Raw genomic sequence first — 26,584 nt, forward strand, 5'->3', positions numbered from 1 at the left:
GTGAGGCATGAAATGAAAAGCCCGGCGATGCCGGGCTTTTTGTATTTGGATAGGAGTAGGTTGTGATGAGCGAAGCGAACCACAACGTATTACGGGCGCCTGCGGAATGTTGGAATTCGCGGGGCTCATTCCAACATACGGTCCCAACGGCTTCCAGCTATTATTTTATGCGCATACCCGGCTGGGCGCCGTCGTGGGGCTCAAGGATCCACAGATCCTTACCGCCGGGGCCGGCGGCCAGCACCATGCCCTCACTCATGCCAAAGCGCATCTTGCGTGGGGCCAGGTTGGCCACCATCACGGTGAGCTTGCCTTCCAGATCTTCCGGGTTGTAGGCAGACTTGATGCCGGCGAACACCTGGCGGGTTTCACCGCCCAGATCCAGTTGCAGGCGCAGCAGCTTGTCGGCCTTGGGCACGGCTTCCGCCTTCTTGATCAGCGCCACCCGGAGATCCACCTTGGCGAAGTCGTCAAAGGAAATGGTGTCGCCGATGGGATCATCCGCCAGCGGACCGGTGGGGGCGACCTTGGCCTGTTCGGCGGCCAGGTCTTCCTTGGAGGCTTCCACCATGGCGGTGACCTTGTCGGCCTCGATACGGCTGAACAGCGCCTTGAACTTGTTGACGCTGTGGCCGGTCAGCGGTGTGGCAACGGCGTTCCAGGCCAGATCGGCGTTGAGGAAGGCCTCGGCCCGCTCGGCCAGTTGCGGCATGACCGGCTTGAGGTAGGTCATCAGCACCCGGAACAGGTTAATGCCCACGGAGCAGATGGCCTGCAGCTCCGCGTCTTTGCCTTCTTCCTTGGCGATAACCCAGGGGGCCTTGTCGTCCACATAGCGGTTGGCCTTGTCGGCCAGGGCCATGATCTCGCGAATGGCGCGGCCGAATTCCCGCTGCTCGTAAAACTCGCCGATGCGCCCGGCGGCCTCGGCAAACTCGGCGTAAAGCTCGGGCTCGGCGCACTCGGCGGCCAGCACGCCGTCAAAGCGCTTGGCAATAAAGCCGGCGTTGCGCGAGGCCAGGTTGACCAGCTTGTTGACCACGTCGGCATTGACCCGGGCCACGAAGTCGTCCAGGTTCAGATCGAGATCGTCGATGCGGTTGGACAGCTTGGCGGCGTAGTAGTAACGCAGGCACTCGGGATCCAGGTGGTTGAGGTAAGTGTCGGCCTTGATAAAGGTGCCCTTGGACTTGGACATCTTGGCGCCGTTCACGGTGACATAGCCGTGCACAAAAATGTTGTTGGGCTTGCGGAAGTTGCTGCCTTCCAGCATGGCCGGCCAGAACAGGCTGTGGAAGTAGACGATGTCCTTGCCAATAAAGTGATACAGCTCGGCATCGCTGCCGGCCTGCCAGTAATCGTCAAAGTTCAGATCGTCGCGCTGGTCACAATAGTTCTTGAACGAGCCCATGTAGCCGATGGGGGCGTCCAGCCACACATAGAAATACTTGCCCGGGGCATCGGGGATTTCAAAGCCGAAATAGGGGGCGTCGCGGGTGATATCCCACTGCTGCAGGCCGGATTCAAACCACTCCTCCAGCTTGTTGGCCATTTCTTCCTGCAGGGCGCCGGAACGGGTCCAGGCCTTGAGCATGCCGTCGAACTGGGGCAGATCAAAGAAGAAGTGCTCGGTGTCTTTCATGACCGGGGTGGCGCCAGACACCGCAGATTTCGGATTGATCAGCTCCGCCGGGGTGTAGGTGGCACCACAGACTTCACAGTTGTCGCCGTATTGATCTTCGGCCTTGCAGCTCGGGCAGGTACCTTTGACGAAGCGATCCGGCAGGAACATGCTCTGCTCGGGGTCAAACAGCTGGGAAATGGTACGGCTTTGAATAAAGCCGTTCTGCTTGAGCCGGCCGTAAATCAATTCCGCCAGCTCCCGGTTTTCATCGCTGTGCGTGCTGTGGTAGTTGTCGAAGCCGATGTTGAAGCGATCAAAGTCGTGCTGGTGTTCCTTCTGCACCGCGGCAATCATTTCCTCCGGGCTGACACCCAGCTGCTGGGCCTTGAGCATGATGGGGGTGCCGTGGGCGTCGTCGGCGCAGATAAAATGGACCTGATGGCCACGCATTCGCTGGTAACGAACCCAGATGTCGGCCTGAATGTGCTCCAGCATATGACCAAGGTGAATTGAACCGTTGGCATAGGGGAGGGCGCAGGTAACGAGAATCTTACGTGGATCGGTAGCCATAATTTCCATTTCTAGTTGAATCGGTTTGCAGGACCCCGCATGTTACCCGAGTTTTTTCTTATATACACTCATCAAGGACGTTTTCCCCCCATTGCGCTTTTTGTTACAGTGCAGGCATTCCCCTCACCGGACGCAAGTGAATGAATATTGAACCAATTCGGCAACGGCTGAGCCGTTTCAGGCCCGCTCACTGGGCCCAGGATCCGGTGACCGCCGGCATGGTGCGGCACATTGAGCTGCAAGAGAGCGTGCTGGCCATTTCCCTGGCTCTGCCCTTTGCCCATCACAACCTGCTGGATGAGCTGAACACCCTCAATGACGAGCTGTGTGCCCTGACCGGTGCGCGGGCGGTGAACTGGCAGCTGCAACTGGAAGTGGCCACCCTGGCCCATGCCAATGCGGCCCCCGCCGTGGCCGGAGTGCGCAACATCATTGCGGTGTCGTCGGGCAAGGGCGGGGTGGGCAAGTCCACCACGGCGGTCAATTTGGCGCTGGCCCTCAGCCGCCTCGGTGCCCGAGTCGGTATTCTCGACGCCGATATATACGGTCCGTCCATTCCCGTTATGCTGGGCGTGGCCGGCGCACGGCCGGCCAGCGACGATGGCAAGACCATGCAGCCGGTTGCGGCCCACGGCATTCGTGCCAACAGCATTGGGTTTCTGGTGGGGGACGACGACGCCACCGTGTGGCGCGGTCCCATGGCCAGCAAGGCGCTGTCGCAGATATTGCGGGAAACCCGCTGGGGCGAGCTCGACTACCTGGTGGTGGACCTGCCCCCGGGCACCGGCGACATTCAGCTCACCATTGCCCAGCAGGTGCCGACCACGGCGGCGGTGGTGGTGACCACGCCCCAGAACGTGGCCCTGGCCGATGCGGTCAAAGGCATCAGCATGTTCAACAAGGTCAATATTCCGGTGCTCGGGGTGATCGAAAACATGAGTTATCACCAGTGCAGCCAGTGCGGCCATCAAGAAAGCCTGTTTGGCGAAGGTGGCGGCGAACACCTGTGCAGCGAGCATGGCGTGCCCCTGCTGGGGCAGATGCCGCTTAATGCCACCCTGTGCCGGCAAATGGACGCCGGCACCCCGGCGGTGGTGGCTGAGCCCGATGGCGACGTGGCCCGGCGCTACCTGGCCATGGCCGGGCGCCTGGCCGCCAGCCTGTATTTTGCCGGCAAGGCGGTGCCCACCACGCTGTATACTCGACAGGTATAACCACTGACAGTTTTTTCAGGTGCCGGCCCATCCGGCATCGTTTTCTATGCTGGCCCTGATATTGACGTGGCAGGGCCTGGTTGGTTTAAGGAGTTCTCATGCGTCTTTGTGATCGGGACATCAAGCAATATCTGGCCGACGGCCGCATTCAAATCGTGCCCGAGCCGCCGGCAGATCGGATCAGCGGCGTGACCGTCGATGTGCTGCTCGGCAATGAGTTCCGCGTGTTTCAGGATCATACCGCCCCCTATATCGATCTGAGCGGCCCCAAGGCTCAGGTGCAGGAGCAGATCAACCGGGTGATGAGCGATGAAATCGTGATTGAAGACGGTGAGGCGTTTTTCCTGCATCCGGGGGAGCTGGCCCTGGCGGTAACGCACGAGTCGGTCACCCTGCCCGACGATATCGTCGGCTGGCTCGACGGTCGCTCCTCCCTGGCGCGGCTGGGGTTGATGGTGCATGTAACCGCCCACCGTATCGATCCGGGCTGGAGTGGCCGCATCGTGCTGGAGTTCTACAACAGCGGCAAGCTGCCCCTGGCGTTGCGGCCTCAAATGGTGATCGGTGCGCTCAACTTTGAAACCATGTCCGGTCCGGCGGAGCGGCCCTACATGAGCCGGGCCAATGCCAAATACAAGTCCCAGAAGGGCGCCGACGCCAGCCGCATTAATCAGGACTGAACCCCCTTCGGGGGAGCTGAAAGCTATAAGCCGTCAGCTTTAAGTGGGGATGATTGTTGCGCGTAGGTTGGTTGACATGGGTTTTATCCAACAGGAATAAAAACGGGACAAAAATAATGAAAAAATGGCTATATGCGCTAGCGATACTCGTGCTGGTGTTGTTGCTGGGGGCCTTTGCGTTGACCCGGCTGGTAGACACCGACAGGATCAAGCGTCTGCTGGTGGAGCAGACACGGGAAAAAACCGGCCGCACCCTGGTGATAGAAGGGGATCTGAGCTGGCGCTTCTTTCCGTCCGTGGGTTTCACCCTTGGGAAGACCGCACTGCTGAACCCGGCCGGTTTCGAACAAGGCGCTACCCTGTCGGTGGGCGAGGTAAGCCTGGATGTGGCGCTGCAACCCCTGCTCGACAATCGGCTGGAAGTGGGGCAGGCGGTGCTGCGCAACGCCCGCCTGCATCTGATCACCCGCAAGGACGGCTCCACCAACCTCGACGATCTGCAGCGGCTGAACAAGCGTGAAGCCGCGGCTCCGGACGCCGAAACGACCGAACCCGACGTAAACGAGTCTGCCCCTGAGCAAGCTCGCAGGCTGGAGTTTGTCAGCCTGGCCGGGGTGAAGGTGGTCGACGCCGAAGTATTGCTGCAGGACGAACGTAATGCCGGCCTGACCCGGCTTAACCGGGTTAATTTGACCCTGGATCGTTTCGCCCCGGGTGAAGAAGTCCCCTTCGGTTTCTCCAGCAACCTGTTTTCCGATGCGGTGCAGGGCAATGTGAACGCCGAAGGCCGGCTGTGGCTGTCCCCGGAATATGACCGGCTGCGGCTGGACGACCTCTTGGTCAGTCTGGGGGCGACCGGCCGTGCCGTGCCCGGCAACAAGGAGCTGACACTGAGCGGCGATCTGGCCTATCACATTGCCAACAAGCAGGCCGCCTTTACCGGTGTGAACATGACGGTGGGCTCGCTGGCGCTGGATGGTGAGCTGAACGTCAACCATGCCCCCGATGTACCGCAGATTCGTTTTGATCTGCATACCCCGCTGCTGGATCTGGAGCAGCTGAGCGCCGAATGGAGCAGTGAGCAGGGCGGCGCAGTCAGTGGTGCCGCGGCCACCGACAATAATGCCGAGGTGCCCGCCGAGGGAGCCAGCCTGCCGCCGTCCGTGGCTTCCAGTGAGCCGGATCTGTCCATACTGAAAACCCTGGATGTGCAGGGCCGTCTGAGTGCCGACCAGCTGAAGGTGCAGGGCATGGAAATGGAAAACCTCGAGCTGAACATCAAGGTGCGCCAGGGCAAGGCCTCGGCCGAGCAGATCAGCGCCCGGCTGTATGATGGCACCCTGAACGGCACCGTCAGCCTGAACGCCAATCCTACGCCGGCCCGTTTTGCCCTGCAAACCGAGCTGAAGGGGGTGGACGGCTATCAATTGCTGAACGATGCCGCCGGCATGGACTCCCTCGAAGGGCGTGCCAGCGTGGATCTGAATGTCACCGGACGGGGGCTGTCGTCCCAGGCCATCAAGGAAAGCCTGGCCGGTACCAGCCGGGTGGAATTTGCCGATGGTGCCCTGCGAGGCATCAATATTGCGGCCATGATCCGCCGGGCCTATGCCCAGGTAAAGGGTCAGCCGGTGATGGAAGAGCAGGAAGCCCAGAAAACCGATTTCAGTGCCCTGACCGCCGATTTTGCCATTGGCGAAGGCAAGGTGAGTACCGATAACCTGCGTCTGGCATCTCCGCTGCTGCGGGTGCGGGGCGAGGGGGAAACCAGCCTGCTGAATGACTCCCTTGACGTGTTGCTGAACACTTCCATTGTTGGCACCCTCAAGGGCCAGGATGGCGAAACCCTGGATGAGCTGAAAAATATTACCGTGCCGGTGCGCATCAGCGGCAGCTACAAGGAGCCCCGTTACAGCCTGGACATGCAACGGGTGTTTGACCTCTACCTGAAGGAAAAGGCCGGCAAGGAAGCGGAACGTCTGCAACGCAAGCTGGATGAAAAACTGAATGGCGAGCTGGGCGACAAGATCAATGAAAAGCTGCCCGGCCTGCTGGACAAGCTGGGGCTGTAAACCGGCCGCCATCGGCATCGGTATTAAAAAGAACAGGGTGGCGTGAGCCGCCCTTTTTATTGTCCTCGAGCGTTATCCTGCTGAGGCTATTACCACAAGGTCATGGTGTTGTTTCAACTTTTACTTACAACAATTCCAAAGCGGGAGCGGGTACACAGCACCATGGCAGCTCAAATATCATAGCGGGGTAGCAAAAAATCCCGCTAACCAAATTTTGAGTAGAGACATTATTATGCGTAAACAAATTCTGCCCGCCATTGCCCTGTTCTCCCTGTTTGCCGTAGGCACAGCATCTGCCGATGGGATCGATCGTCACGAGCAGCGTATGAAAGAGCTGCGTGACTCCCATGGTCAATATTCACAAAGTGTAGAAGTGTTGCCGAGCCAGGATCCTTCCCATCTGGCCCGGCAAAATGGCAGTGATGGTATTGACCGTCATGAGGCCCGTTTGGCCGAGCTGCGCGAGGCGCGTGGCTGATACCCGTCATCAATCCAGATTCAGGGGGGCGCCAGCCCCCTTTTTTATTGTTCTTCGGCTATTGCCCTGTGATGAACCCGGCTGCAAGCCACGATCTGAACCTGTTGAGCATCGAGCAATGATTCGACTATTATTTGAAATCGTTTAAACAATAAGTTGTAAGTAACTGCATTGATCGCCTGAGCATTCAATAATAATGTTCGATTTGCACTGTTTTGGTGCTTTTTAATGTTCCGGACCATCGAACATCAAGTGCGACAGGTCAAATCTACGTCAAGGTGTGGGCATGATGCAGGCAGGTTTTGATTCAACTTTTACTCACAATGATTCCAAAGCCTGATTGGGTACACAGCATCACCTCGACTCGAATATCATGGCCGGGTAGCAACAAATCCCGCTAACCAAATTCTGAGTAGAGACATCATTATGCGTAAACACATTCTGCCCGCGATTGCCCTTTTTTCCTTGTTTGTCACAGGCGCTGCGTCTGCCGACGGTATCGACCGTCACGAGAAGCGTATGAAAGAGCTGCGTGACTCTCATGGTAAATATGCACAGAGTGTAGAAGTACTGCCGAATACGGCCTCATCCCATCTGGCCATGAAAAATGGCAGCGATGGCGTCGACCGCCATGATGCACGCATGGCCAAGCTGCGAGAGGCCCGTGGCTGATTGCCAACGCCATGTATTTCAATCGCTGCGTCAACGCATGCGAAATACAAACGCCAGCTGCGTAACTAATGATTGATTCCAACGCACCGAAGTTTTCTTTGGTGCTTCTTGTGTTGCTTTTTGATTTCTAACAGGGAGATAAACATGGCAGCGTTATTTGAGCCGTTTACGCTGAAAGACGTAACACTTCGTAACCGTATTGCTGTGCCACCTATGTGTCAGTATGTGGCAGAAGACGGTTTCACCAATCAATGGCACGAAGCACACTACCAATCACTTGCTCGCGGTGGTGCCGGCTTGGTGATTGTTGAAGCAACCGCCGTTTCTCCTGAAGGGCGCATTTCACCAAACTGTCTGGGTATTTGGAGTGAAGAGCACGTAAGCGGCCTTCGGAGTGTTGCACAGCGCATTAAAGATCAAGGCGCCGTTGCAGGTATTCAAATCGCTCACGCTGGCAGAAAGGCAAGTGCAAACCGCCCCTGGGAAGGGGATGATCATATCCTGCCGACAGATGAAAAGGGCTGGCAACCCATTGGTCCCTCTGCCGTGGCATTTGGTGAACACCTGCCGGTAACCCCGACCGAAGTAACCAAGGCCGATATTGAGCGCGTGAAAGGCGACTTTGTCAACGGTGCCAAGCGTGCACGTGAGGCCGGTTTTGAATGGCTTGAACTTCACTTTGCGCATGGTTATCTGGCACAAAGTTTCTTCTCCAGGCACGCCAACAAGCGAACCGATGAATACGGCGGTGACGCAAAAGGCCGTGCTCGCTTCCTGCTTGAAACACTGAGTGCCGTGCGTGAAGAATGGCCGCAGAACTTGCCATTAACGGTCCGCTTCGGTGTGATTGAATATGACGGTGAAGACGAGCAGACACTGAATGAGTCTATTGAGCTGATCAAACAGTTTAAAGAAATTGGTGCCGACTTTGTAAATGTCAGCGTCAACTTCAATATTCCGAAAGCCAGCATTCCATGGGGTCCTGCATTCCTTGCGCCTATCGCTGAACGCGTACGCAATGAAGCTGCTATTCCTGTGGCCACGGCATGGGGTGTTGATACACCTGAGCTTGCCAACGAGACTGTTGAAAAGCAGCAGCTGGATCTTGTCATGGTGGGAAGAATGCACCTGACTAACCCTCATTGGACTTACTATGCCGCGAAAAAGCTGGGCGTAGAGAAACCTTCGTGGGTGCTCCCTGCACCTTATGCCCACTGGCTCGAGCGCTATGCGCCGTCTGATGAAAGATAAGTCATGTGAATTCACGGCGCTTGATCAAGCGCCGTTTTGTTTTTCTGAGCATCTCAACGGCAGCACCCACTAATTCGGGGCGGCCCACGCCGCCCTTATTTTATTCAGTCATGATGTCTTCCTAGTGTTGGGCATTGGCACCGAGCCTGTTGATCAAGGCTTGTTGTGCCGCTGCGCGGGCAGTGACGTCGGGGGCCTGGGCCGCCTGTTGCAAATACGTTACCGCCTCGGCCAGTGGCAGCACACCCAGATCGTCACCATTGCGAGTGCGAATGGCCACGGTGCCAGCGTCGCGCTCCTTGCCGCCGGCCACCAGCAGGAAGGGCACGCGCTGCTGTGTTTGCTCACGGATCTTGTAGCCGATTTTCTCGTTTCTTACGTCACAGCTCGCACGCAGGCCCGCCCCAAGCAGCAGTTGCGTTACATCCTGCACATAGGCGGCATGCTCCTCCGTGATCGAAAGCACCACCGCCTGCACCGGCGCCAGCCAGGCTGGCAGCTTGCCCGCATGATGCTCGATCAGAATGCCGGTGAAACGTTCCAGCGAACCAAACAGCGCACGATGCAACATGACCGGGCGTTTGCGCTGGCCGTCTTCGTCGACGTATTCAATGCCAAAGCGTTCGGGCAGGTTCATGTCTACCTGCAGGGTGCCGCATTGCCAGTCGCGGCCGATGGCATCGCGCAGTACAAACTCAAGCTTGGGGCCGTAGAAGGCGCCTTCACCCGGGTTGAGCTGGTAGTCCAGCCCCATGCCCTCCAGCGCCTGCACCAGTGCACCTTCCAGCAGATCCCAGTTGGCGTCGTCGCCCATGCGGTTTTCGGGGCGGGTGGAGAGCTTGATGCTCACGTCTTCAAAGCCAAACTGCTGGTAGATGTCCAGCACCAGTGCCACCACGTCACGGCATTCGGCACCCATCTGCTGCGGTGTGCAGTACACGTGGGCATCGTCCTGGGTGAAATGGCGTACGCGCAGCAGGCCGTGCAGTGCGCCCGAAGGCTCGTAGCGATGCACCTTGCCGAATTCGCCCATGCGAATGGGCAGATCGCGATAGCTCTTCAGTCCGTGCCGATACAGCAGCACGCTGCCGGGGCAGTTCATCGGCTTGAGCGCCAGCGCGCGGCCGTCTTCGGTCTCGGTGGTAAACATGTGGTCGCGGTAGTTTTGCCAGTGACCGGATATCTCCCACAGGCTGCGGTCCATCACGTCGGGCGAGTTCACTTCCACGTAGCCGGCGTCTTGCTGGCGGCGGCGCATATAGGCGATCAGCTCCTGAAACACGGACCAGCCACGGGGGTGCCAGAACACCGCGCCTGGCGCGTCTTCCTGAAAGTGGAACAGGTCCAGCTCGCGGCCCAGTTTGCGATGATCCCGCTTCTCGGCTTCTTCAATGCGCTGCAGGTAGGCGGCAAGTTGCTTCTTGTCGGCCCAGGCGGTTCCGTAGATGCGTTGAAGCTGCTCGTTCCTGGCATCGCCACGCCAATATGCACCGGAGATGCGAGTAAGCTTGAAGTGCTTCAGAAAGCGTGAGTTGGGCACATGAGGTCCGCGGCACATGTCGATGTATTCTTCATGGAAATACATGCCCATAGCCTGCTCGTTCGGCATGTCGTCGATCAGGCGCAGTTTGTAGTCTTCCTCACGTTCCTGAAAAAGGCGAATCACCTCGTCGCGCGGCAGCACGCGTTTGACTATCTCGTAGTGCTTGGCAATCAGCTCGCGCATGCGCCGCTCGATGGCGGCCAAATCCTCGGGCGTAAAGGGGCGTTCATAGGCGATGTCGTAGTAGAAACCATTGTCGATGACGGGGCCGATGGCCATCTTGGCACTGGGATAGAGCTGTTTGATGGCATGACCAATCAGGTGAGCGCAGGAATGACGAATGATCTCCAGCCCTGCTTCGTCGTTGGGCGTAATAATCTGTACGTTTGCATCCTGGTCGATCAGGTCACAGGCATCGACCAGGCGACCGTTTACCCTGCCGGCTATCGCCTGCTTGGCAAGGCCCGGGCCTATTTCAGCCGCAAGTGTTGCCACCGAGACGGGGTGTTCGAAACGGCGCTGGCTGCCGTCAGGCAGGGTGAGGGTAATGGCTTCTTGTTCGCTGTAAGCAATCGTCATGTTCAGAACTCGTTCTGGATGTGTTTGTAACCCAGCACCAGTTCATTGTTGGTGCGGGCCACGTCTTCGGAAAATTCACTGGCGGCAACGGGAACCTGGGGCAGCGCGGCCAGATCGGTTTCCGGGCCAATACGTTCGGTTGACGTTACATAGAACCCCGCCGGCAAATGCACACCGTCCACAACGGCATTGTGTCGCACCACACAGCGGTCTTCGACCGTGCAGTTGAACAGCACACTGTTAAAGCCGATGAACACATTGCTGCCAACGGTGCAGGGGCCATGAACGATGGCGCGGTGCGCAACGGAGGTGCGCTGGCCAATGCTGACCCTGGCACCGGATTTGGAGTGAATGACCACGCCGTCCTGAATATTGGAATGCGCACCGATCACAATGGGATCGATGTGGCCGTTGGCGTCCATTTCGTCGGCACGGATCACCGCGTAGGGCCCGATGAAGACATTTTCTTCCACGATCACCAACCCGCACAGAATGGCGGTGGGATCGACAAAGGCACTGGGGTGGATTTGCGGCAGATCGCCCCGAGGATTTTTTCGAATCATAGAAGTCCTTCCATTATTGCAGCCAGACGTTGACTGCACTTTGACTTGTTCAACACTCTCTCGGCTGCACCGCGGGCTTGTGAGCGAATACCGATCATTTTTCTTGTCGGGGTGGCACCGGATCTGAGCCGCCCGAATGCAACGGATGGCAGCGACCCAGGCGCCGCAGCGTCAGCCATGACCCCTTGAGCGCTCCATGAGTCTGCAGCGACTCAATGGCGTATTGGGAGCAGGTGGGGTGAAAGCGGCACCGTGGGCCGAGTAGGGGGCTGATAAACAACTGATAACCGCGTACCAGCAGCACCAGCAGCAGACTGGGCCAGCGGGTCATGCCAGCTCCTTCTCGACAGGCCGCAGCACGGGGCCTGATTGTGTGTCTTCTACCAGGAAACCCTCGGCTTTCAATGCCGCGCGCAGTGCATCCGATCTGGCAAAGTCGCGGTCACGGCGTGCCTGCTCACGTTCGGCCAGCAGGTCTTGGACGCGATCGTTATCGCTTGGTTGCTCCACGGCCGCCGGTCTTAGCTCGGCCAGGGCCGTTTGTGGCGGTTGCTGCAACAGCCCAATGAGGGCGGCGGACGCCAGCAGCACGGATTTGGCATGCGCACGCCGGTCATCCGAGTCCGCTTCATCCAGCCGGGTCAGCAGTACTCGCAGCCGGGCCAGGACACCAGAGACATTGAGATCGTTGCGCAACGCCTCCAGCACCCGAAGGTCGGGCGGGGTGTGCGGCAGAACGTCAACATGCTCAACCTGAAGCAGGCTGCTGTAGAACTTGATCAGGGTTTCTCGCGCGTTCAGCAGGCGTTGTGTATTCCAGTCCAGCGGTTTGCGGTAGTGGGTGGACAGCAGTGCCAGGCGAATAGCTTCACCTGGCGCCTGGTCCAGCAGCTCGCGCGCCAGCAGTACATTGCCCAGAGACTTGGACATTTTCTGCCCATTTACGGTGACGAAGCTGTTGTGTACCCAGGTACGGCAGTAAAGCTCACCGTGCGCACAGGTGCCTTGGGCGATCTCATTTTCGTGGTGCGGAAAGATCAGATCCTGGCCGCCACCGTGAATGTCGATGGTGTGACCCAGGTGCTTGTCGATCATGGCCGTGCATTCCACATGCCAACCCGGACGGCCTCTACCCCAGGGACTGTCCCACCCCGGCAGCGCCGGTGTAGAAGGCTTCCAGAGCACAAAGTCCATGGGATCGCGCTTGTAAGGGGCCACTTCCACCCGCGCGCCGGCCAGCATGTCTTCAACGCGCCGGCCCGAGAGCTGGCCATAAGCCGGGTAGGATGGCACATGGAACAGCACGTGCCCTTGTTCTACATAGGCATGGCTACGGGCTATCAGGGTGTCAATCAGTGCGATGATGTCCGCGATATGCGCGGTGACACGGGGCTCCAGATCGGGGGGCAATACCCCGAGCGACCGCATGTCTTGATGGTAGGCATCGATATATCGATTGGTGATGGCACTGATGGGCAGGCCGGCGGCAGCGGCGGCCTGATTAATTTTGTCATCCACGTCGGTGAAATTGCGTACATAGACCACTTCCGGGTAGTCATGTCTGAGCAACCGGGCCAGCACATCGAACACTACGGCGGGCCGCGCGTTGCCAATGTGGGCGTAGTTGTAAACGGTGGGTCCGCATACATACATTGTCACGCGATCGGGGCGGCCGGTACGCAAAGGCGCTTTCTGCCGCTTGAGCGTGTTGTAAAGAGTGATGGGATAGGTCATGTTATGGACTCCTTGGCCTGTGGCAACGCCTGCCGAAAGGCATGAAAGGTGTTTTCGATCACGTCCCGGTTTACATCCTGGGTGATGAACACCAGGCACGAACGGCGATAGCCCATTGATGGGCGCGTGGCCCCGGTGCGGCCTTGGTCGAGAAGGCATCGGACAGTGCGGTCTTCATTGCTTCGGGTATACGTGTTCTTCATTCACTGGCGATACTCATCAGGCAATTCAGTGCCGGCGCTGGTGTTTCTCGAGCAGCTCCTGTCGCTCCTTGGCCTCGATGCTGAGTGTGGCGGTTGGCCGCAACAGCAGCCTGGGCAGCCCGATGGGCTCGCCGGTTTCCTGGCACCAGCCATATTCGCCACGGGCCAATCGCTGAAGTGCATGCTCTATCTTGTTGAGTAGCTTTTTTTCACGCTCCAGCAAGCGCAGGTGTGCCTGGCGCTGTTCTTCCGTACTGCCGATATCGGCGAGGTCACTGCCGATTTCGTATTTGCGCAGTCCATCGAATTCCTCCTCAATGCGCTCTTGCAATTCACGACGCTGCTTCAGCAGCAACTCGTGAAAAAACTCCTGCTGTTGAGCATTCATGTAGGCGTCTTCGGGCTGCTGGAGAAGTTCTTCTTTGGTCATGGGGGACACCTCATGTTGTTGCACATTCCCATTCGGAAAAGGGAGCCGGATTTCCTACCTTGCCCCTTGTCGTGTAATGGTTCGTTAACGCACTGACACCGAGGCGCCGCATCGCCTGCTGAGAAGAGGTGAGTGCACTCCCTTGATTTTTCTCAGTGGCATTAAATTCCTTGGCAGACATCGGGTTGGTTATCTTAAGATATGTTATAACGTAACAATTTTGGCATCAATGACTCTGTCCTGTCCATCTGCAATACAGGCGGGTTGGCAGAAGCTGCTGACCGCATTTGGGGCTATGGTACCGATGAGATCTGCGTGCAGGGGCTCTTATCGGAAGGCGAATGGCTGTGGCCATTATGCTCATTCGTTGACGGCTAGGCGTTTGGGTGAAGCTGGGGAGCATGCCCTACTGGCGTCGGTTTGGGCGAGGCTGGGAGGTTAGGATGGACATGAACTCAGTCCGGTGGATGTCGAGTCGACCATGTTTGGCGATTGATCAGCGCTCGCAGTCCGAACCGAGCTCCTTGCCTTTGGTGCGTCAGCATTCGGAGCAGCTATTTAGCCATCGACTATACCTTAAGCCAGCCAATGTGAATTATGCCAACTGCTCCTTTGTAAAGGGCGACTTAAGTCGTCGCCAGTTTCAGAGGCAAGGTGTATAAACGCTGTCCGGTTGCAGCGGCAACGGCATTTGCAACCGCCGGCGCAATAGGCGGAACACCCGGCTCACCCACCCCGGTAGGCGCTTCTGCCGAAGGCACGATATGCACTTCAACTTCTGGCATTTGATCCAGGCGCAGCACCTGATAGTTGTGGAAGTTGGATTGCTCCACCATGCCACCTTCCCCCAGGGTAATGGCACTCATCAGGGTAGGTGACAGACCAAAACCAATCCCCCCTTCCATCTGCGCGGCAATCACGTCCGGATTCACTGGTACGCCACAATCAACGGCACAAACCACCTTGTCCACCGAAATGTGGCCATCCTTGACCGTTACCTGAGCCACTTGGGCAACAAAGGTGCTGAAGGACTCATGAACGGCCACCCCCAAGCCCGTACCGGCGGGAAGCGTTTTACCCCATTCGGCTTTTTCCGCTGCCAGTTTGAGCACGCCCTGCCAACGAGGATGTTTCGCCAGTAACCGCATGCGCATTGCCACCGGATCCTGGTTGGTTTTCACGGCCAGCTCATCAATCATGGTCTCAATCGCGAAGGCGGTGTGCGTGCTGCCTACAGAGCGCCACCACTGAACGGTTGGGCCTTCTTTAACGGTGGTCAGTTCGATAGACAAGTTCGGAATTGCGTAAGGAATGTTTGACGCTCCCTCTACCGAGGTATGGTCAATGCCTTCTTTCACCAATGAGGGTTCAAAGGCCGTGTTGGTGACAATGGATTGGCCCACAATGTGCTGCTTCCAGCTTGAAATATTGCCGTCGGCATCAAGGCCCGCCTGGATGCGATGCACATAGGCCGGACGATAGTAACCCACCTGAGTGTCGTCTTCCCGGCTCCATACCAATTTGACCGGCGTTCCCTTTTTCTGTCTGGCAATTTCTACGGTTTCAATCAAATAATCGGAGTGAGGATTTGCCCGGCGACCAAAACTGCCCCCCGCCAGCAGCATGTGTATGGTCACCTGCTCTGGCTTTATGCCCAGCAACTGAGCGATGTTCATCTGATCCACGGTCTGGAATTGTTCACCATTCCAGATTTCGCAGCCTTGTTCGGTGACCTGTGCAACACAGTTCATTGGCTCCAACGCCGAATGGGACAAAAAAGGAAACTCGTAGTGGTTGTCGATGACGGTTGCCGCTTGTTGCAAGGCAGACACCACGTCTCCTTCACTGCGGGCAGAGAGGCCATTATTTTTAGCCAGCTCTTTGTATTCCGCCATAATTTGCGTCGAGCTTTTGGTAAAAGCGTCACTTTCATCCCAGGTCACGGCGAGCTGCTCTCGCCCTTTTTTGGCACTCCAGTAATCCCTGGCCAGTACCGCCACCCCCGTTGAGATAGTCAATACGTCCACTACTCCGGTAGATGCTTTCGCTTGGGCGGCATCCAGCGTTTTCAGCCTGGCGCCAAATTTTGGTGCGTGTAACACCACGGCCGTTAACATGCCCGGCAACTTGATGTCCTGGGTGAATATGGCCGTACCATTGTTCTTGCCGATGTCCTTGCGACTCAGTGTTTGCTTGCCGATAAATACAAACTGCTCTGGCGATTTCAGTGTCACGCTGGCTTCATCGGGTATCGCTTGGCCGGCCGCCGCTTCTGCCAGCTCTCCGAAGGTGGCTTGCTGGTCTCCGTGACTAACAATGCCTGCCTTCACCTGAATTTGGCTGGCATCCACATTCCAGCGTTGGGCTGCAGCGGCAACCAGCATGGCTTTGGCAACCGCGCCTGCGGTACGCATCTGAAGATAGGAGTTGGCAATTGCCGTGCTGCCGCCCGTTCCTTGCATCGGCCCCCAGAAGGTATTGTTGTAACGATTGGCGTCCGCAGGCGCCCCTTCTGCGACCATTTGATCCCAGTCGGCATCCAGCTCTTCGGCGACTAAGGTGGTCAACCCGGTATAGGTTCCTTGACCCATCTCAACGTGTTTGATCATGACGGTTACCTTGTTATCGGTACCGATACGTACAAAGGCATTGGGTTCAAATAATGCCGTCGCAGGGGCGGCTTCCGTCGCCCGGGCACTTAGTGATACAGGTAAAGAAAATCCCAAGGTGAGTCCAGCGCCTATGCTACCTATGATTTTGAGAAACTTGCGGCGGTCGAGCGCGATGTTTGTGGCCTCACTCGGTAAAGAGATTCTACGCATGATTGATCACTCCTTAATCAAACAATTTACAGCTGTGCAGCGGCATTCTTGATCGCTTTACGAATACGCACATAGGTGGCGCAGCGGCAGATATTGCCGGACATGGCCGCATCGATGTCGTCATCGGTCGGGGCCGGGTTATTCTCCAGCAGCGCAATCGCAGACATGATCTGCCCAGACTGGCAATATCCACACTGTGGCACCTGCACGTCGTCCCAGGCTTGCTGCACCGCTTTCGCAACCTGACTTTGTACGCCTTCAATGGTCGTAATTTTCTTGCCGACGGCGGATTGAATGGGAGTGACACAAGAACGAATCGGTTGGCCGTCCAGGTGCACGGTACAGGCACCACACTGCGACAGGCCGCACCCGAACTTGGTGCCGGTCATTTCCAGATGATCACGCACTGCCCAGAGGATGGGCGTATCCGGCGATGCATCAATGTCATGGTCAACACCGTTTACATTCAAGCTTACTGGCATGTGGCTTCTCCTGCGTTTTGGATGTTGCTAGCGGCTCCTCTCTCCGAAGAGAAAAAGAGCCATGATTCTCTCTTGGTGAATCATCTTGAGGGCCAATAATTATAACAAACATGAAGTTTGTGTGTGGAATGACTCTTAGAGACTGCTTGTGTAAAAATGTAACTTGTTGACGTGAATGAATAAATCTGTTGGGTGTTGGAGGATGCCACTGTTTATCAATGCTTTATTCAATTTTCGCCCGCTTTAAGGTAATTCCAAATATTCATAAGGAAACAGAGCTTGTTTAAAATGAATGACATTAAAGGCATGGTTAGGGAGTTGGCTTCATGTTTTTGTGGGGTTAATGCCAATGAGCTTTAATAAAGTTGTAATTGAACCTGGTGGCGTTACATTTAGTTGCGCTCAAATTACTTTATGAAGATGGCGTTCCGCGAAGGTGGTAGAACCTGTCTATACAGTCTGTTGGCAACCCAGGCCAGCCTGACGAAAGGGCCTTTAAGGCATATAGAATGCTATCATAATACACCTGATTGAAATGGTGGCTAAGCAGAGGTGTATCGTGGGTTTTCCTTGTATTTCATGTTTCTATGCCATTTTTTGAGTTATGCTGCAGGGCTCATCAGAACTGCTATTTATATGAAAAATCCCCCCGAAATAGCCAGCAACCCAGGGGGTAATCGTTATTTTTGTTCATTAACCTCAAAATAGGTATTGGAATGACTGATGAAAAACTAAAGCATGAGGCTAACCTTGCCATCCTTATGGTCTGCATGGGCAATATTTGCCGCTCACCCACCGCCGAGGCGGTGTTTCGTCACAAGGCGACCCAAGCCGGACTGAATCTCACCATCGATTCGGCGGGCACCATCGGCTACCACGCCGGCTCCGGACCCGATGCTCGAGCCCGGGCGGCGGGAGAGGCGAGGGGCTATGACTTTTCCGGCATGCGGGCTCGGCAGGTGACGGTGGAGGATTTTGCCCGTTTTGACCTGGTGCTGGCGGCGGATCGCAGTAACCTGGAAGATCTATTGCGGCTATGTCCGCTGGAGCACCAACACAAGGTGAAACTGCTGCCGAGCTATGCGAACGGCCCCGAGCAGGAAGTTCCGGACCCCTACTATGGCGGTGAACAGGGCTTTGAGCATGTGCTGGATCTGGTGGAAGCGGCGTGTGACGGGGTATTGAAGACGTTGCGGGTGCCGTAGGCCAAGCTGCGGCGTTAAGTGATGCAATAAAAAAGGCTCCCGAAGGAGCCTTTTTACGTTTGCGCCGTAATCAGGGCTTGGCCATGGGAGCCGAGGCCTGGTTGCGGGCGTTGACGGAGCCTCCCTGACGGCCGCTGGTGGCGATCGGCTGGCGCACCAGGGGCGGGTAGTCCGGTTTCACATAGGGCACGGCTTCCACGACCTCAGGCTTGGCCATGGGGGCTGATGCCTTGCGGGCGGCAAGGTAACGGCCGGCAGCGGCCTCGGGTTGGGCTTTGGCAACCACTTCCGGCTGTTTGGGCTCCTCGGCCTTGGCTGCAACGGCCACTTCCGGCTGCTTGGGCTCCTCGGCTGTGGTTGCTACGGGCACTTCCGGTTGCTTGGGCTCCTCGGCCTTGGCTGCAACGGCCACTTCCGGTTGCTTAGGCTCCTCGGCCTTGGCTTCGACGGCCACGTCCGGCTGCTTGGGCTCCTCGGCCTTGGCTTCGACGGCCACTTCCGGTTGCTTAGGCTCCTCGGCCTTGGCTTCGACGGCCACGTCCGGCTGCTTGGGCTCCTCGGCCTTGGCTTCGACGGCCACTTCCGGCTGCTTGGGCTCCTCGACCTTGGCTGCAACGGTCACTTCCGGCTGCTTGGGCTCCTCGGCCTTGGCTTCAACGGCCATTTCCGGCTGCTTTGGCTTGGCTTCGGGCTGCGGCTCGCTGGCCACCCACTTTTCGGCGCCCTGCTCGGCGATCAGGGCCGCAATGCTTTCCTCACGACGCTGACGACGGCTGTCTTCATTGATGCGCTTGCGCTTGGGGGCACGCTGGTGTGTACGGGGCTGCTCCTTGCGCGTCGGGGCCTCGGCCTGTTCGGTAGCCTGGCTTTCTGCCGGAGCGGCAGCCTGCTCCTGAGGGCGGCCTTCGCTGTCCAGGCGTACCTTTTTACGCAGCTGACGACGCTGGCGGCGCTCGGCCACGGCCTGTTCGCGAGCCTGCTCTTTTTGGGCTTCCGGCTGGGTGGTCACCTCGGCGGGGCGGGGCGTTTCAACCTCGCGGACCGGCTGGGATTGCTCCTGCTGCTGGCGGGCGGCGCGCTCGGGTTGTTGCTGCTCGCGACGGGGCTTGCGACGCTCACGACGCGGGCGCTCAGGCTTCTGCTCACTGCTTTCCTGAGTGGCGGCGACCGGGGCCGGCTTCTGGCTGCGCTCTTCGTCGCGGGGCTTGCGGTTACGGTTGTTGGAGCGGCGATCGCCACGCTCGCGGCGATCCCGACGTTCGCCGGAACGCTGGTTGCGGTTGCCACGCTCGGGCTTGGCCGGGGCCGGCTCAGACGCGGTGGTCTCGGCCTGCTCCGGGGCCTTGAACCAGCCGGCAATGGCACAGAACAGGCGGCTCAGCAGACCGGGCTGACGAACCTGAGGCTGGGCTTGCTGCGGCTCGGGACGGCTGGGGGCCACCGGTGCCGGGGCCGGGGCAGAAAAGCCCTGCAGGGCCGGCTGTTCGCTCTTGGGCTTGGCCTGATGCTGGCGGGGCTGGTAAACCGGCTGCTCCACCTCGGTCTTCAGCTCAAAACTGGTGACCTCTTCCACGTCGCTGCTGCGTACTCGGGTCACGTCGAAGTGCGGCGTTTCCAGCTGCTCGTTGGGAATGATGAAGATGTCGACCTTGTAGCGGTTCTCCAGATTGGCAATGGACTTGCGCTTTTCGTTGAGCAGGTAGGCGGCCACGTCCACCGGCACCTGGGCGTGGATCTGCCCGGTGTTGTCCTTGAGGGCTTCTTCCTCGATCAGGCGCAGAATGGCGAGGGCAAGGGATTCGTTGTCACGAATGGTGCCCTGACCCAGACAACGGGGGCACACATGGGTGCTGGACTCGCCCAGCGACGGACGCAGGCGCTGACGGGACATTTCCAGCAGGCCGAAGCGGGAGATACGGCCCAGCTGAATGCGGGCACGGTCCTGGCGCACGGCGTCGCGCAGGCGGTTTTCCACTTCGCGCTGGTGGCGCACCGGGGTCATGTCGATAAAGTCGATGACCACCAGGCCGCCCAGGTCGCGCAGGCGCAGCTGACGGGCAATTTCCTCGGCCGCTTCCAGGTTGGTCTGCAGCGCGGTTTCTTCAATGTCGCCGCCCTTGGTGGCGCGGGCGGAGTTGATGTCGATGGAGGTCAGTGCCTCGGTGGGATCGATGACAATGCTGCCGCCGGAGGGCAGGCGCACTTCCCGCTGAAAGGCTGACTCGATCTGGCTCTCAATCTGGTAGTGGCTGAACATGGGCACGTCGCCCTCATACAGCTTGACCCGGTTGATAAAGTCGGGACGTACCAGCTGAATGTGCTGTTTGGCACGTTCAAACACGGTGGGGTTGTCGATCAGGATCTCGCCGATGTCCCGGCGCAGGTAGTCGCGAATGGCGCGCACGATCACGTTGCTTTCCTGATGGATCAGGAAAGGAGCGGGGCGGCTTTCTGCAGCCTCCTGAATGGTGGTCCAGTGGGTCTTGAGTACGTTCAAATCCCACTCCAGCTCTTCGCCGGACTTGCCCACACCGGCGGTGCGCACAATCAGGCCCATGCCGTCGGGCAGCTTGAGGCGGGACAGGGCTTCCTTCAGTTCGGTACGTTCGTCACCCTCGATGCGGCGGGAGATGCCACCGGCGCGGGGGTTGTTGGGCATCAGTACCAGGTAGGAGCCGGCCAGGCTGATAAAGGTGGTGAGGGCTGCGCCCTTGTTGCCACGTTCTTCCTTGTCGATCTGGACGATGACTTCCTGACCTTCCTTGACCACTTCCTTGATATTGGGGCGGCCCTGATAGGTGTAACCGGAGGGAAAATAGTTGCGGGCGATTTCCTTGAGGGGCAGAAAGCCGTGGCGTTCGGCGCCGTAGTCAACAAAGGCGGCTTCCAGACTGGGTTCGACCCGAGTGATTTTGCCTTTGTAGATGTTGGCTTTTTTCTGCTCGTGGCCGGGGCTTTCAATATCGAGATCATACAGCCTTTGCCCGTCCACCAGGGCAACGCGCAACTCCTCTTCCTGGGTTGCGTTAATCAACATTCTTTTCATTGAGTACTCTTTTTATATGTTTTTACTGTTTTTTACAGTGGTCGTGTTACCCGGATTGACCATCCGGCTCCGACTGACACCGGCCTCGAGTCTGTCAGCGTAGTCATTACAGCCTCCCGGCTGGCTACGCATGAGGCGCATTTTTCAGGTGTATCACGTCATAAGGGAGAGAGCCCAAAGGTCGCGAACCAAACGGTTATACCGGGGTTTGGGTGTGTGTCCCCCCAACCGGGAAGACACGAAAAACTCACGCATTATCACACTTTACCCACAGCCTTAGCAAGGCACCATTTTTGCAGCAAAAACACCGGCTTCGGTGGTAGAATCACCGCCATGAAACAAGACCATCAAAGCGTGCGGCTGCTCACCATCGAGGCTGAGCATGAAGGGCAGCGCATCGACAACTTTTTACGGACTCAGCTCAAAGGCGTTCCCAAAAGCCTGATTTATCGTATTTTGCGCAAGGGTGAGGTTAGGGTTAACAAAAAGCGCATCAAACCGGAATACAAATTGCTGGCCGGCGACGTGATCCGCGTGCCGCCGGTGCGGGTGGCCGAGCGGGAAGACGTGCTGCCTTCGGCCAAGCTCGACTCCGTGCAGGGGCTGGAAAACGCCATTATCTATGAGGATGACGCCCTGCTGGTGCTTAACAAGCCCTCGGGCATGGCGGTGCATGGCGGCAGCGGGCTCAACTTTGGCGTGATTGAAGGGCTGCGCTCCCTGCGGCCCCAGGCCAGGTTCCTCGAGCTGGTGCACCGACTCGACCGCGACACCTCCGGGATTTTGCTGGTGGCCAAAAAACGCAGCATGCTGCGCAGTCTGCATGAGCAGCTGCGGGAAAAGACCATGGACAAGCACTACCTGGCGCTGGTGCGCGGCCAGTGGCAGCCGCATCAGAAGGTGGTGAAGGCGCCGCTCAAGAAAAACGAGCTGGCTTCGGGCGAACGCATCGTCAAGGTGGATCGGGAAGGCAAGCCGTCGGAAACCCGTTTTCGCATCGTGCAGAAGTTTGATGGCGCCACCCTGGTGGAATGCAGCCCGGTGACCGGTCGTACCCACCAGATTCGGGTGCATACCCTGCATGCGGGCCACCCCATCGCCGGCGACGACAAATACGGCGATCGCCAGTTTGACGAAAAAATGAAGGGCGAGGGGCTGGGGCGGTTGTTCCTGCACGCCTGCCGCATTCATTTTTATCATCCGGGCAGGGAAGAAGCCATGACGCTGGAGGCGCCCCTGGAGCCGGCCCTGAAAAAACTGCTGACGAGAATGGCGACCTCATGAAATACGAGCTGGTGATCTTTGACTGGGACGGCACCCTGATGGATTCGGTGGCACGCATTGTCTCCTGTATGCAGGCGGCGGCCCTTGACTGCGAGCAGCCGGTGCCCACGGACGAGGCGGTGCGCCATATTATCGGCTTGAGCCTGTACAAGGCATTTCCCATTCTCTTTGGTGAGCTGTCCCAGGCCGAGAGCGATGCGTTGTTGCTGGCCTACCGCCGCCATTATCTGGAGCTGAACACCACGCCCTCACCGCTGTTTGCGGGGGCCGCCGACACCCTGGCCGGCCTGCACCAGGGCGGTTATCGGCTGGCGGTGGCCACCGGCAAACAGCGTGTGGGGCTGGACCGGGTACTGGATGAAACCGGCCTCGGCCATTTGTTCCATGCCCTGCGGGGCTCGGATCAGGCCCGTTCAAAGCCGGATCCGCTGATGCTGGCCCAAATTCTGGACGAGCTCAGCCTGGCCCCGGAGCAGGCGGTAATGGTGGGAGATTCCAGTTACGATCTGGCCATGGCCGAAGCCATCGGCATGGACCGCATCGGCGTTACCTACGGCGTGCATAACCGCGACCAGCTCGGCGCCCACGCGCCGGTGGCGCTGATCGATGATATTCGTCATTTGCCGAAGTGGCTGTGAAGTAACAACGCCATGTTTGGCATCAACCCTGGTAGGTTGTGATGAGCGCAGCAAACCACAACAAGAAGCCGCCGGCGGGTTGTTGGAATTCGCTGCGCTCATTGCCAACCTACGGCCCAAAATGTGGCTTGGTGATGATTCAGTCGAACAATTATGACTCCGCGTTATTCTCCGTATTGGCGGGTTGCTTGCTCTGCCGACAACCCCGCCCAGTCTTCCGGTAACAGCCCGGCCCGCACATAACGGTGAAAACTGGAGTAGGGCCAGTCTTTTACCGCATTCACATAACCGTGTTTTACCGGGTTATAGTGAATGTAATCCACGTGATGGCGGAAATCCCTTTCGTTACGGATCAGATGTTCCCAGTAACGACGTTGCCAGATCCCCCGTTCCCTCCTGCGCTGGCGGCTGTCACTGCGCCATTCCGTGGTGGGCAGGCGACGGGAAAAACCAGACTTGATCAGGTGCCAGCGCTTGGCGTAATCGGTGTCGCCCTCGGGCAGCGTCATAAGGGCGTGCAGGTGCTCCGGCAACACGACGATGGCGTCAAGTTCAAAGGGGTGGCGGCGTTTCACCTGGCGAAAGGCTTCGCGTAATAGCGTGATGTGCTCGGTCAGCAAGGCCCGGCGCCGATCCGCCAGAGTAACGGTAAAGAAAAAGGTGCCACCTTGTCGCCACATGCGCCGGTACTGCATATCCAGACCTCAGGATGGGGTCAGACAAGCATAGTTGGTTGAAGCGAACCACAACATGAAGTCGCTGGCGGGTCGTTGGAATTCGCTGCGCTCATTGCCAGCCTGCGGTTCACCTCCGGCGAATATTCCTTTGTGCAAGTGTAGGTTGTGATGAGCGAAGCGAACCACAACAAGAAGCCGCCGGCGGGCTGTTGGAATTCGCTGCGCTCATTGCCAACCTACGGTTTACCTCTGGAGAATATTCCTTTGTGCAAGCGTAGGTTGTGATGAGCGAAGCGAACCACAACATGAAGCCGCCGGCGGGCTGTTGGAATTCGCTGCGCTTATTGCCAACCTGGCCCTTCCGGCGTTAAGGCACTTCCACTCCGAATTCCGCCAGCGCATCCACCAGGGCGATCAATGGCAGTCCCACCAGGCTGTTGGGGTCACGGCCGTCCATGCGCTCAAACAGGCTGATGCCAAGGCCTTCGCATTTGAAGGCACCGGCGCAGTCCAGGGCCGGCTCCTGCTCGAGGTAACGATCAATCTGTGCGGCGGTGAGTGGGCGAAAGTGCACGTGAAAGGGCTCAACCAATGCGCGGCTTTGGCCCGAGCCGATGTCGTGCAGACACAGGCCGGTATAAAAAGACACGCGCTTGCCGGCGGCGGCCAGCAGTTGCTCCCGGGCCTTTTCGATGGTGCCGGGCTTGCCCAGTAATTTGTCGCCATTCACACAAACCTGATCCGAGCCAATCACCAGGCCGTGCTGATAGTGGGCGGCCACCGCAGCCGCCTTTTGTTGTGCCAGGCGCAGGGCAAGGGCGTCGCCGCGTTCGCCGGGCAGGGGGGACTCATCGATGTCCGGGCTGTGACAGTCAAAGGTGAGCCCCAGACGTGTCAGCAGGGCGCGGCGATAAGGGGAGGAAGAGGCGAGGATCAGGGGCGGCATGGTAGCACTCCGCAGTAAATTAAAGGAAAGCGCCGATTCTAGCCCCGCAGGGCCCGGTGAGACAAATCACGGGCGGGGGAATGGCCACATTTTCCCTTTGACTCCGGGAGAGTGGCGCTATAATATGCGCGCCTTATGGAAAAGGTAAAGTTGCCCATCAAGGTAGACCCCGCTCGCTGCGCCAATAAACGCCTGGATTATCAGGGTGTTTATGCCGCAGAACTGATGCCCAGACTGGCGGAGTCGACCCAAGGTATCCATGGTGATATCGACGCATCTCTGAGCTTTGGCACCGATGCCCAGGGGCTTCGTGTGATGACGGGTCATGCCCGCGCACAGGTCGCCCTTCAGTGCCAGCGCTGTAACGAGCTGTTCGACACCACCATAGAGTCCGAGTTTACGTACACGCCTTTGCGTCGAGACGCCGAGGCGCCGGAGCTGCCGGAAGCGTACGAGACGTTCGAGGCAGATGAATTCGGGGAAGTTAACCTGGTTGAGATCATTGAGGATGAACTCATTCTCGCCCTGCCGCTGGTGCCGGCTCATGAAAATGAGCACTGTGCCGAAGGCAAGTATGATCTGAGTTATGGCGACATTCCCGAAGCCGAAGAACGTCCGAATCCTTTCGCGATTCTGGAAGAATTAAAACGCAAGTAACTGATTTAGGAGTAGGTCAAATGGCCGTACAACAGAACCGTAAAACCCGTTCCAAGCGTGGTATGCGTCGTTCACACGATGCCCTGAGCACTGCCAACCTGTCTGTAGACCAGACCACTGGCGAAACTCATCGTCGTCACCACGTGACTGCCGATGGTTTCTACCGTGGCCAGAAGGTAATCGCCAAGTAAGGGTTGCCTCTTGCCGCAGCTGACCGTTGCGCTTGATATGATGGGGGGCGATTTCGGCCCTTCAGTTACAGTGCCTGCCGCCGCGCAGGCACTGTCGCTTCTGCCCGACCTCAAGCTGATGTTGTTCGGGTCCCGGACGGCGCTTTCCCCCTGGCTTGAACGCCACCATCTGAGCTCCCATCCTCGAGTGCAGGTGCACTATTGCACCCAACAGGTCACCAATGAGCACAAGGCCGGTTACGCCCTGCGTCACCTGACCGATTCGTCCATGCGACAGGCCCTTGAGGCCCTGGCCCGGGGCGAGGCCCAGGCGTGCGTGAGCGGCGGCAATACCGGCGCCCTAATGGCGCTGGCGTTGCGGGTGGTGCACACCCTGCCGGGCGTGGCCCGGCCGGCCCTGATCACCCGTCTGCCCCAGGCCGGCGGCGGTCATGCGTTGTTGCTCGATCTGGGCGCCAACGTGTGCTGTGATGCCGGTCAGCTGGTGCAGTTCGCGCTGATGGGCGATGCGGTGGCACGCCATGTGCTGTCGCAGTCGCGTCCTCGCGTGGCGCTGCTGAATGTGGGCGCCGAGGCGAACAAGGGCAACGATGCCGTGCGCCAGGCGGCCCGCCGCCTGAAGGAGTTGCCCGAGCTGCACTATACCGGTTATGTGGAAGGGGATGATCTCTTTACCGGCAAGGCCGATGTCATTGTCTGTGACGGTTTCGTCGGTAATGTGGCGCTCAAAACCAGCGAGGGTGTGGCCCGGCTGCTGCTGGGGGCGGGTAAAAAGCGGGGCTTCTGGTGGAAACTGCTCGCTTTCTGGGTAAAACGGCGACTTTCTCATCTGAACCCAGACCAGTATAATGGCGCCAGTCTGATAGGATTGCGTTCCAGTGTGGTAAAAAGCCACGGGAGTGCAGGATCACCCGCCTTCTTGAATGCGATTCTGCAGGCCGTTGCCGAGATCGAGCACGGGCTACCTGCCAGAATTGCGCATCGTTTCGATACTGCCCCTCAGGACAGTCACGCAAGATAACG

23 protein-coding genes are annotated in these 26,584 nt (G+C 58.2%); 12 read left to right on the top strand and 11 right to left on the bottom strand.

Translation table 11 applies throughout. The annotated features are described in order from the left end of the window. Positions 1-160: 160 nt before the first annotated feature. The gene (gene metG / locus OJHNALOF_RS09045; protein WP_165661798.1) at positions 161-2,194 is read right to left on the bottom strand and encodes a methionine--tRNA ligase; all 2,034 of its coding nucleotides are present in this window, start codon (positions 2,192-2,194) and stop codon (positions 161-163) included. A gap of 140 nt (positions 2,195-2,334) precedes the next feature. Between metG and apbC the strand changes: the two genes are divergently transcribed. The 6 genes from apbC (at position 2,335) to OJHNALOF_RS09075 (ending at position 8,561) form a co-directional block, all read left to right on the top strand. Further along, positions 2,335-3,408 (top strand): iron-sulfur cluster carrier protein ApbC, encoded by a 1,074-nt coding sequence (gene apbC / locus OJHNALOF_RS09050; protein WP_165661799.1) that lies wholly within the window; start codon positions 2,335-2,337, stop codon positions 3,406-3,408. A 98-nt stretch (positions 3,409-3,506) separates the two neighbouring features. Further along, on the top strand, positions 3,507-4,088 hold the full coding sequence (dcd, locus tag OJHNALOF_RS09055) for a dCTP deaminase (protein WP_094199423.1): 582 nt from the start codon (positions 3,507-3,509) through the stop codon (positions 4,086-4,088). 116 nt (positions 4,089-4,204) lie between these two features. Beyond that, positions 4,205-6,160, top strand: a complete 1,956-nt coding sequence (locus OJHNALOF_RS09060; RefSeq protein ID WP_165661800.1) for an AsmA family protein — start codon at positions 4,205-4,207, stop codon at positions 6,158-6,160. Positions 6,161-6,392: 232 nt separating this feature from the next. Continuing rightward, on the top strand, positions 6,393-6,638 hold the full coding sequence (locus OJHNALOF_RS09065) for a hypothetical protein (RefSeq protein ID WP_094199421.1): 246 nt from the start codon (positions 6,393-6,395) through the stop codon (positions 6,636-6,638). Between the two features lie 426 nt (positions 6,639-7,064). Next, positions 7,065-7,310 (top strand): hypothetical protein, encoded by a 246-nt coding sequence (locus OJHNALOF_RS09070; protein WP_165661801.1) that lies wholly within the window; start codon positions 7,065-7,067, stop codon positions 7,308-7,310. 144 nt (positions 7,311-7,454) lie between these two features. Further along, entirely contained in the window at positions 7,455-8,561 is a 1,107-nt protein-coding gene (locus OJHNALOF_RS09075; protein ID WP_165661802.1) for an NADH:flavin oxidoreductase/NADH oxidase, read from the top strand. A 121-nt stretch (positions 8,562-8,682) separates the two neighbouring features. Here the strand turns inward: OJHNALOF_RS09075 and thrS are convergent, their stop codons facing one another. From thrS to OJHNALOF_RS09110, 7 genes are all read right to left on the bottom strand, one after another. Next, positions 8,683-10,683: a threonine--tRNA ligase gene (thrS, locus tag OJHNALOF_RS09080; RefSeq protein ID WP_165661803.1), complete on the bottom strand. Its 2,001-nt coding sequence runs from the start codon at positions 10,681-10,683 to the stop codon at positions 8,683-8,685. A 2-nt stretch (positions 10,684-10,685) separates the two neighbouring features. Further along, positions 10,686-11,246, bottom strand: coding sequence for a carbonate dehydratase (locus tag OJHNALOF_RS09085; RefSeq protein WP_094199418.1), 561 nt, complete (start codon positions 11,244-11,246; stop codon positions 10,686-10,688). 94 nt (positions 11,247-11,340) lie between these two features. Continuing rightward, the gene (gene yidD, locus OJHNALOF_RS09090) at positions 11,341-11,577 is read right to left on the bottom strand and encodes a membrane protein insertion efficiency factor YidD (protein ID WP_165661804.1); all 237 of its coding nucleotides are present in this window, start codon (positions 11,575-11,577) and stop codon (positions 11,341-11,343) included. Then, entirely contained in the window at positions 11,574-12,980 is a 1,407-nt protein-coding gene (gene cysS, locus OJHNALOF_RS09095; RefSeq protein WP_165661805.1) for a cysteine--tRNA ligase, read from the bottom strand. Before cysS ends, yidD begins: the two co-directional genes overlap by 4 nt. A gap of 228 nt (positions 12,981-13,208) precedes the next feature. Continuing rightward, positions 13,209-13,613 carry an RNA polymerase-binding protein DksA gene (gene dksA, locus OJHNALOF_RS09100; RefSeq protein ID WP_094199416.1) on the bottom strand — a complete coding sequence of 135 codons (405 nt, stop codon included), beginning with the start codon at positions 13,611-13,613 and terminating at the stop codon, positions 13,209-13,211. A 626-nt stretch (positions 13,614-14,239) separates the two neighbouring features. Further along, positions 14,240-16,435: a xanthine dehydrogenase family protein molybdopterin-binding subunit gene (locus tag OJHNALOF_RS09105; RefSeq protein ID WP_165661806.1), complete on the bottom strand. Its 2,196-nt coding sequence runs from the start codon at positions 16,433-16,435 to the stop codon at positions 14,240-14,242. A 26-nt stretch (positions 16,436-16,461) separates the two neighbouring features. Then, complete coding sequence (locus tag OJHNALOF_RS09110) at positions 16,462-16,917, bottom strand: (2Fe-2S)-binding protein (protein WP_165661807.1); 456 nt, start codon at positions 16,915-16,917, stop codon at positions 16,462-16,464. Positions 16,918-17,633: 716 nt separating this feature from the next. Here OJHNALOF_RS09110 and OJHNALOF_RS09115 point away from each other — a divergent pair. Further along, positions 17,634-18,122 (top strand): low molecular weight protein-tyrosine-phosphatase, encoded by a 489-nt coding sequence (locus OJHNALOF_RS09115; RefSeq protein ID WP_165661808.1) that lies wholly within the window; start codon positions 17,634-17,636, stop codon positions 18,120-18,122. A 70-nt stretch (positions 18,123-18,192) separates the two neighbouring features. Here the strand turns inward: OJHNALOF_RS09115 and rne are convergent, their stop codons facing one another. Further along, complete coding sequence (gene rne / locus OJHNALOF_RS09120; RefSeq protein WP_165661809.1) at positions 18,193-21,168, bottom strand: ribonuclease E; 2,976 nt, start codon at positions 21,166-21,168, stop codon at positions 18,193-18,195. A 333-nt stretch (positions 21,169-21,501) separates the two neighbouring features. On the opposite strand from rne, the gene rluC reads away from it, so the two are divergent. Both rluC and OJHNALOF_RS09130 read left to right on the top strand, forming a co-directional pair. Next, positions 21,502-22,452: a 23S rRNA pseudouridine(955/2504/2580) synthase RluC gene (rluC, locus tag OJHNALOF_RS09125; RefSeq protein WP_165661810.1), complete on the top strand. Its 951-nt coding sequence runs from the start codon at positions 21,502-21,504 to the stop codon at positions 22,450-22,452. Next, entirely contained in the window at positions 22,449-23,090 is a 642-nt protein-coding gene (locus tag OJHNALOF_RS09130) for an HAD family hydrolase (RefSeq protein WP_165661811.1), read from the top strand. The genes rluC and OJHNALOF_RS09130 overlap by 4 nt, the downstream gene beginning before the upstream one ends. A 164-nt stretch (positions 23,091-23,254) precedes the next feature. On the opposite strand, the gene OJHNALOF_RS09135 is transcribed toward OJHNALOF_RS09130, so the two are convergent. Further along, positions 23,255-23,785, bottom strand: coding sequence for a transposase (locus tag OJHNALOF_RS09135; protein WP_165661812.1), 531 nt, complete (start codon positions 23,783-23,785; stop codon positions 23,255-23,257). A 349-nt stretch (positions 23,786-24,134) separates the two neighbouring features. After that, the gene (locus OJHNALOF_RS09140) at positions 24,135-24,713 is read right to left on the bottom strand and encodes a nucleoside triphosphate pyrophosphatase (RefSeq protein WP_165661813.1); all 579 of its coding nucleotides are present in this window, start codon (positions 24,711-24,713) and stop codon (positions 24,135-24,137) included. A 135-nt stretch (positions 24,714-24,848) separates the two neighbouring features. On the opposite strand from OJHNALOF_RS09140, the gene yceD reads away from it, so the two are divergent. Genes yceD through plsX form a run of 3 tightly spaced genes read left to right on the top strand, consistent with a single transcriptional unit; the run spans position 24,849 to position 26,582 of the window. Beyond that, complete coding sequence (yceD, locus tag OJHNALOF_RS09145) at positions 24,849-25,370, top strand: 23S rRNA accumulation protein YceD (RefSeq protein WP_165661814.1); 522 nt, start codon at positions 24,849-24,851, stop codon at positions 25,368-25,370. A gap of 20 nt (positions 25,371-25,390) precedes the next feature. Next, positions 25,391-25,561: a 50S ribosomal protein L32 gene (gene rpmF / locus OJHNALOF_RS09150; RefSeq protein WP_014292445.1), complete on the top strand. Its 171-nt coding sequence runs from the start codon at positions 25,391-25,393 to the stop codon at positions 25,559-25,561. 10 nt (positions 25,562-25,571) lie between these two features. After that, positions 25,572-26,582, top strand: coding sequence for a phosphate acyltransferase PlsX (gene plsX / locus OJHNALOF_RS09155; RefSeq protein ID WP_094199369.1), 1,011 nt, complete (start codon positions 25,572-25,574; stop codon positions 26,580-26,582). Positions 26,583-26,584: the final 2 nt, after the last annotated feature.

Source organism: Oceanimonas sp. MB9 (assembly GCF_011319775.1).
In the GTDB taxonomy this organism is placed as follows: Bacteria; Pseudomonadota; Gammaproteobacteria; order Enterobacterales; family Aeromonadaceae; genus Oceanimonas; species Oceanimonas doudoroffii.

What these genes read in the sequence shown, in the direction of transcription:
- OJHNALOF_RS09140 (WP_165661813.1), bottom strand. Translation starts at nt 24,713, where the DNA reads ATGCCGCCCCTGATCCTCGCCTCTTCCTCCCCTTATCGCCGCGCCCTG.
- OJHNALOF_RS09135 (WP_165661812.1), bottom strand. Translation starts at nt 23,785, where the DNA reads ATGCAGTACCGGCGCATGTGGCGACAAGGTGGCACCTTTTTCTTTACC.
- dksA (WP_094199416.1), bottom strand. Translation starts at nt 13,613, where the DNA reads ATGACCAAAGAAGAACTTCTCCAGCAGCCCGAAGACGCCTACATGAAT.
- yidD (WP_165661804.1), bottom strand. Translation starts at nt 11,577, where the DNA reads ATGACCCGCTGGCCCAGTCTGCTGCTGGTGCTGCTGGTACGCGGTTAT.
- OJHNALOF_RS09085 (WP_094199418.1), bottom strand. Translation starts at nt 11,246, where the DNA reads ATGATTCGAAAAAATCCTCGGGGCGATCTGCCGCAAATCCACCCCAGT.
- OJHNALOF_RS09075 (WP_165661802.1), top strand. Translation starts at nt 7,455, where the DNA reads ATGGCAGCGTTATTTGAGCCGTTTACGCTGAAAGACGTAACACTTCGT.
- OJHNALOF_RS09110 (WP_165661807.1), bottom strand. Translation starts at nt 16,917, where the DNA reads ATGCCAGTAAGCTTGAATGTAAACGGTGTTGACCATGACATTGATGCA.
- rpmF (WP_014292445.1), top strand. Translation starts at nt 25,391, where the DNA reads ATGGCCGTACAACAGAACCGTAAAACCCGTTCCAAGCGTGGTATGCGT.
- metG (WP_165661798.1), bottom strand. Translation starts at nt 2,194, where the DNA reads ATGGCTACCGATCCACGTAAGATTCTCGTTACCTGCGCCCTCCCCTAT.
- cysS (WP_165661805.1), bottom strand. Translation starts at nt 12,980, where the DNA reads ATGACCTATCCCATCACTCTTTACAACACGCTCAAGCGGCAGAAAGCG.
- OJHNALOF_RS09115 (WP_165661808.1), top strand. Translation starts at nt 17,634, where the DNA reads ATGACTGATGAAAAACTAAAGCATGAGGCTAACCTTGCCATCCTTATG.
- OJHNALOF_RS09070 (WP_165661801.1), top strand. Translation starts at nt 7,065, where the DNA reads ATGCGTAAACACATTCTGCCCGCGATTGCCCTTTTTTCCTTGTTTGTC.
- yceD (WP_165661814.1), top strand. Translation starts at nt 24,849, where the DNA reads ATGGAAAAGGTAAAGTTGCCCATCAAGGTAGACCCCGCTCGCTGCGCC.
- OJHNALOF_RS09065 (WP_094199421.1), top strand. Translation starts at nt 6,393, where the DNA reads ATGCGTAAACAAATTCTGCCCGCCATTGCCCTGTTCTCCCTGTTTGCC.
- OJHNALOF_RS09105 (WP_165661806.1), bottom strand. Translation starts at nt 16,435, where the DNA reads ATGCGTAGAATCTCTTTACCGAGTGAGGCCACAAACATCGCGCTCGAC.
- rluC (WP_165661810.1), top strand. Translation starts at nt 21,502, where the DNA reads ATGAAACAAGACCATCAAAGCGTGCGGCTGCTCACCATCGAGGCTGAG.
- OJHNALOF_RS09060 (WP_165661800.1), top strand. Translation starts at nt 4,205, where the DNA reads ATGAAAAAATGGCTATATGCGCTAGCGATACTCGTGCTGGTGTTGTTG.
- apbC (WP_165661799.1), top strand. Translation starts at nt 2,335, where the DNA reads ATGAATATTGAACCAATTCGGCAACGGCTGAGCCGTTTCAGGCCCGCT.
- OJHNALOF_RS09130 (WP_165661811.1), top strand. Translation starts at nt 22,449, where the DNA reads ATGAAATACGAGCTGGTGATCTTTGACTGGGACGGCACCCTGATGGAT.
- thrS (WP_165661803.1), bottom strand. Translation starts at nt 10,683, where the DNA reads ATGACGATTGCTTACAGCGAACAAGAAGCCATTACCCTCACCCTGCCT.
- rne (WP_165661809.1), bottom strand. Translation starts at nt 21,168, where the DNA reads ATGAAAAGAATGTTGATTAACGCAACCCAGGAAGAGGAGTTGCGCGTT.
- dcd (WP_094199423.1), top strand. Translation starts at nt 3,507, where the DNA reads ATGCGTCTTTGTGATCGGGACATCAAGCAATATCTGGCCGACGGCCGC.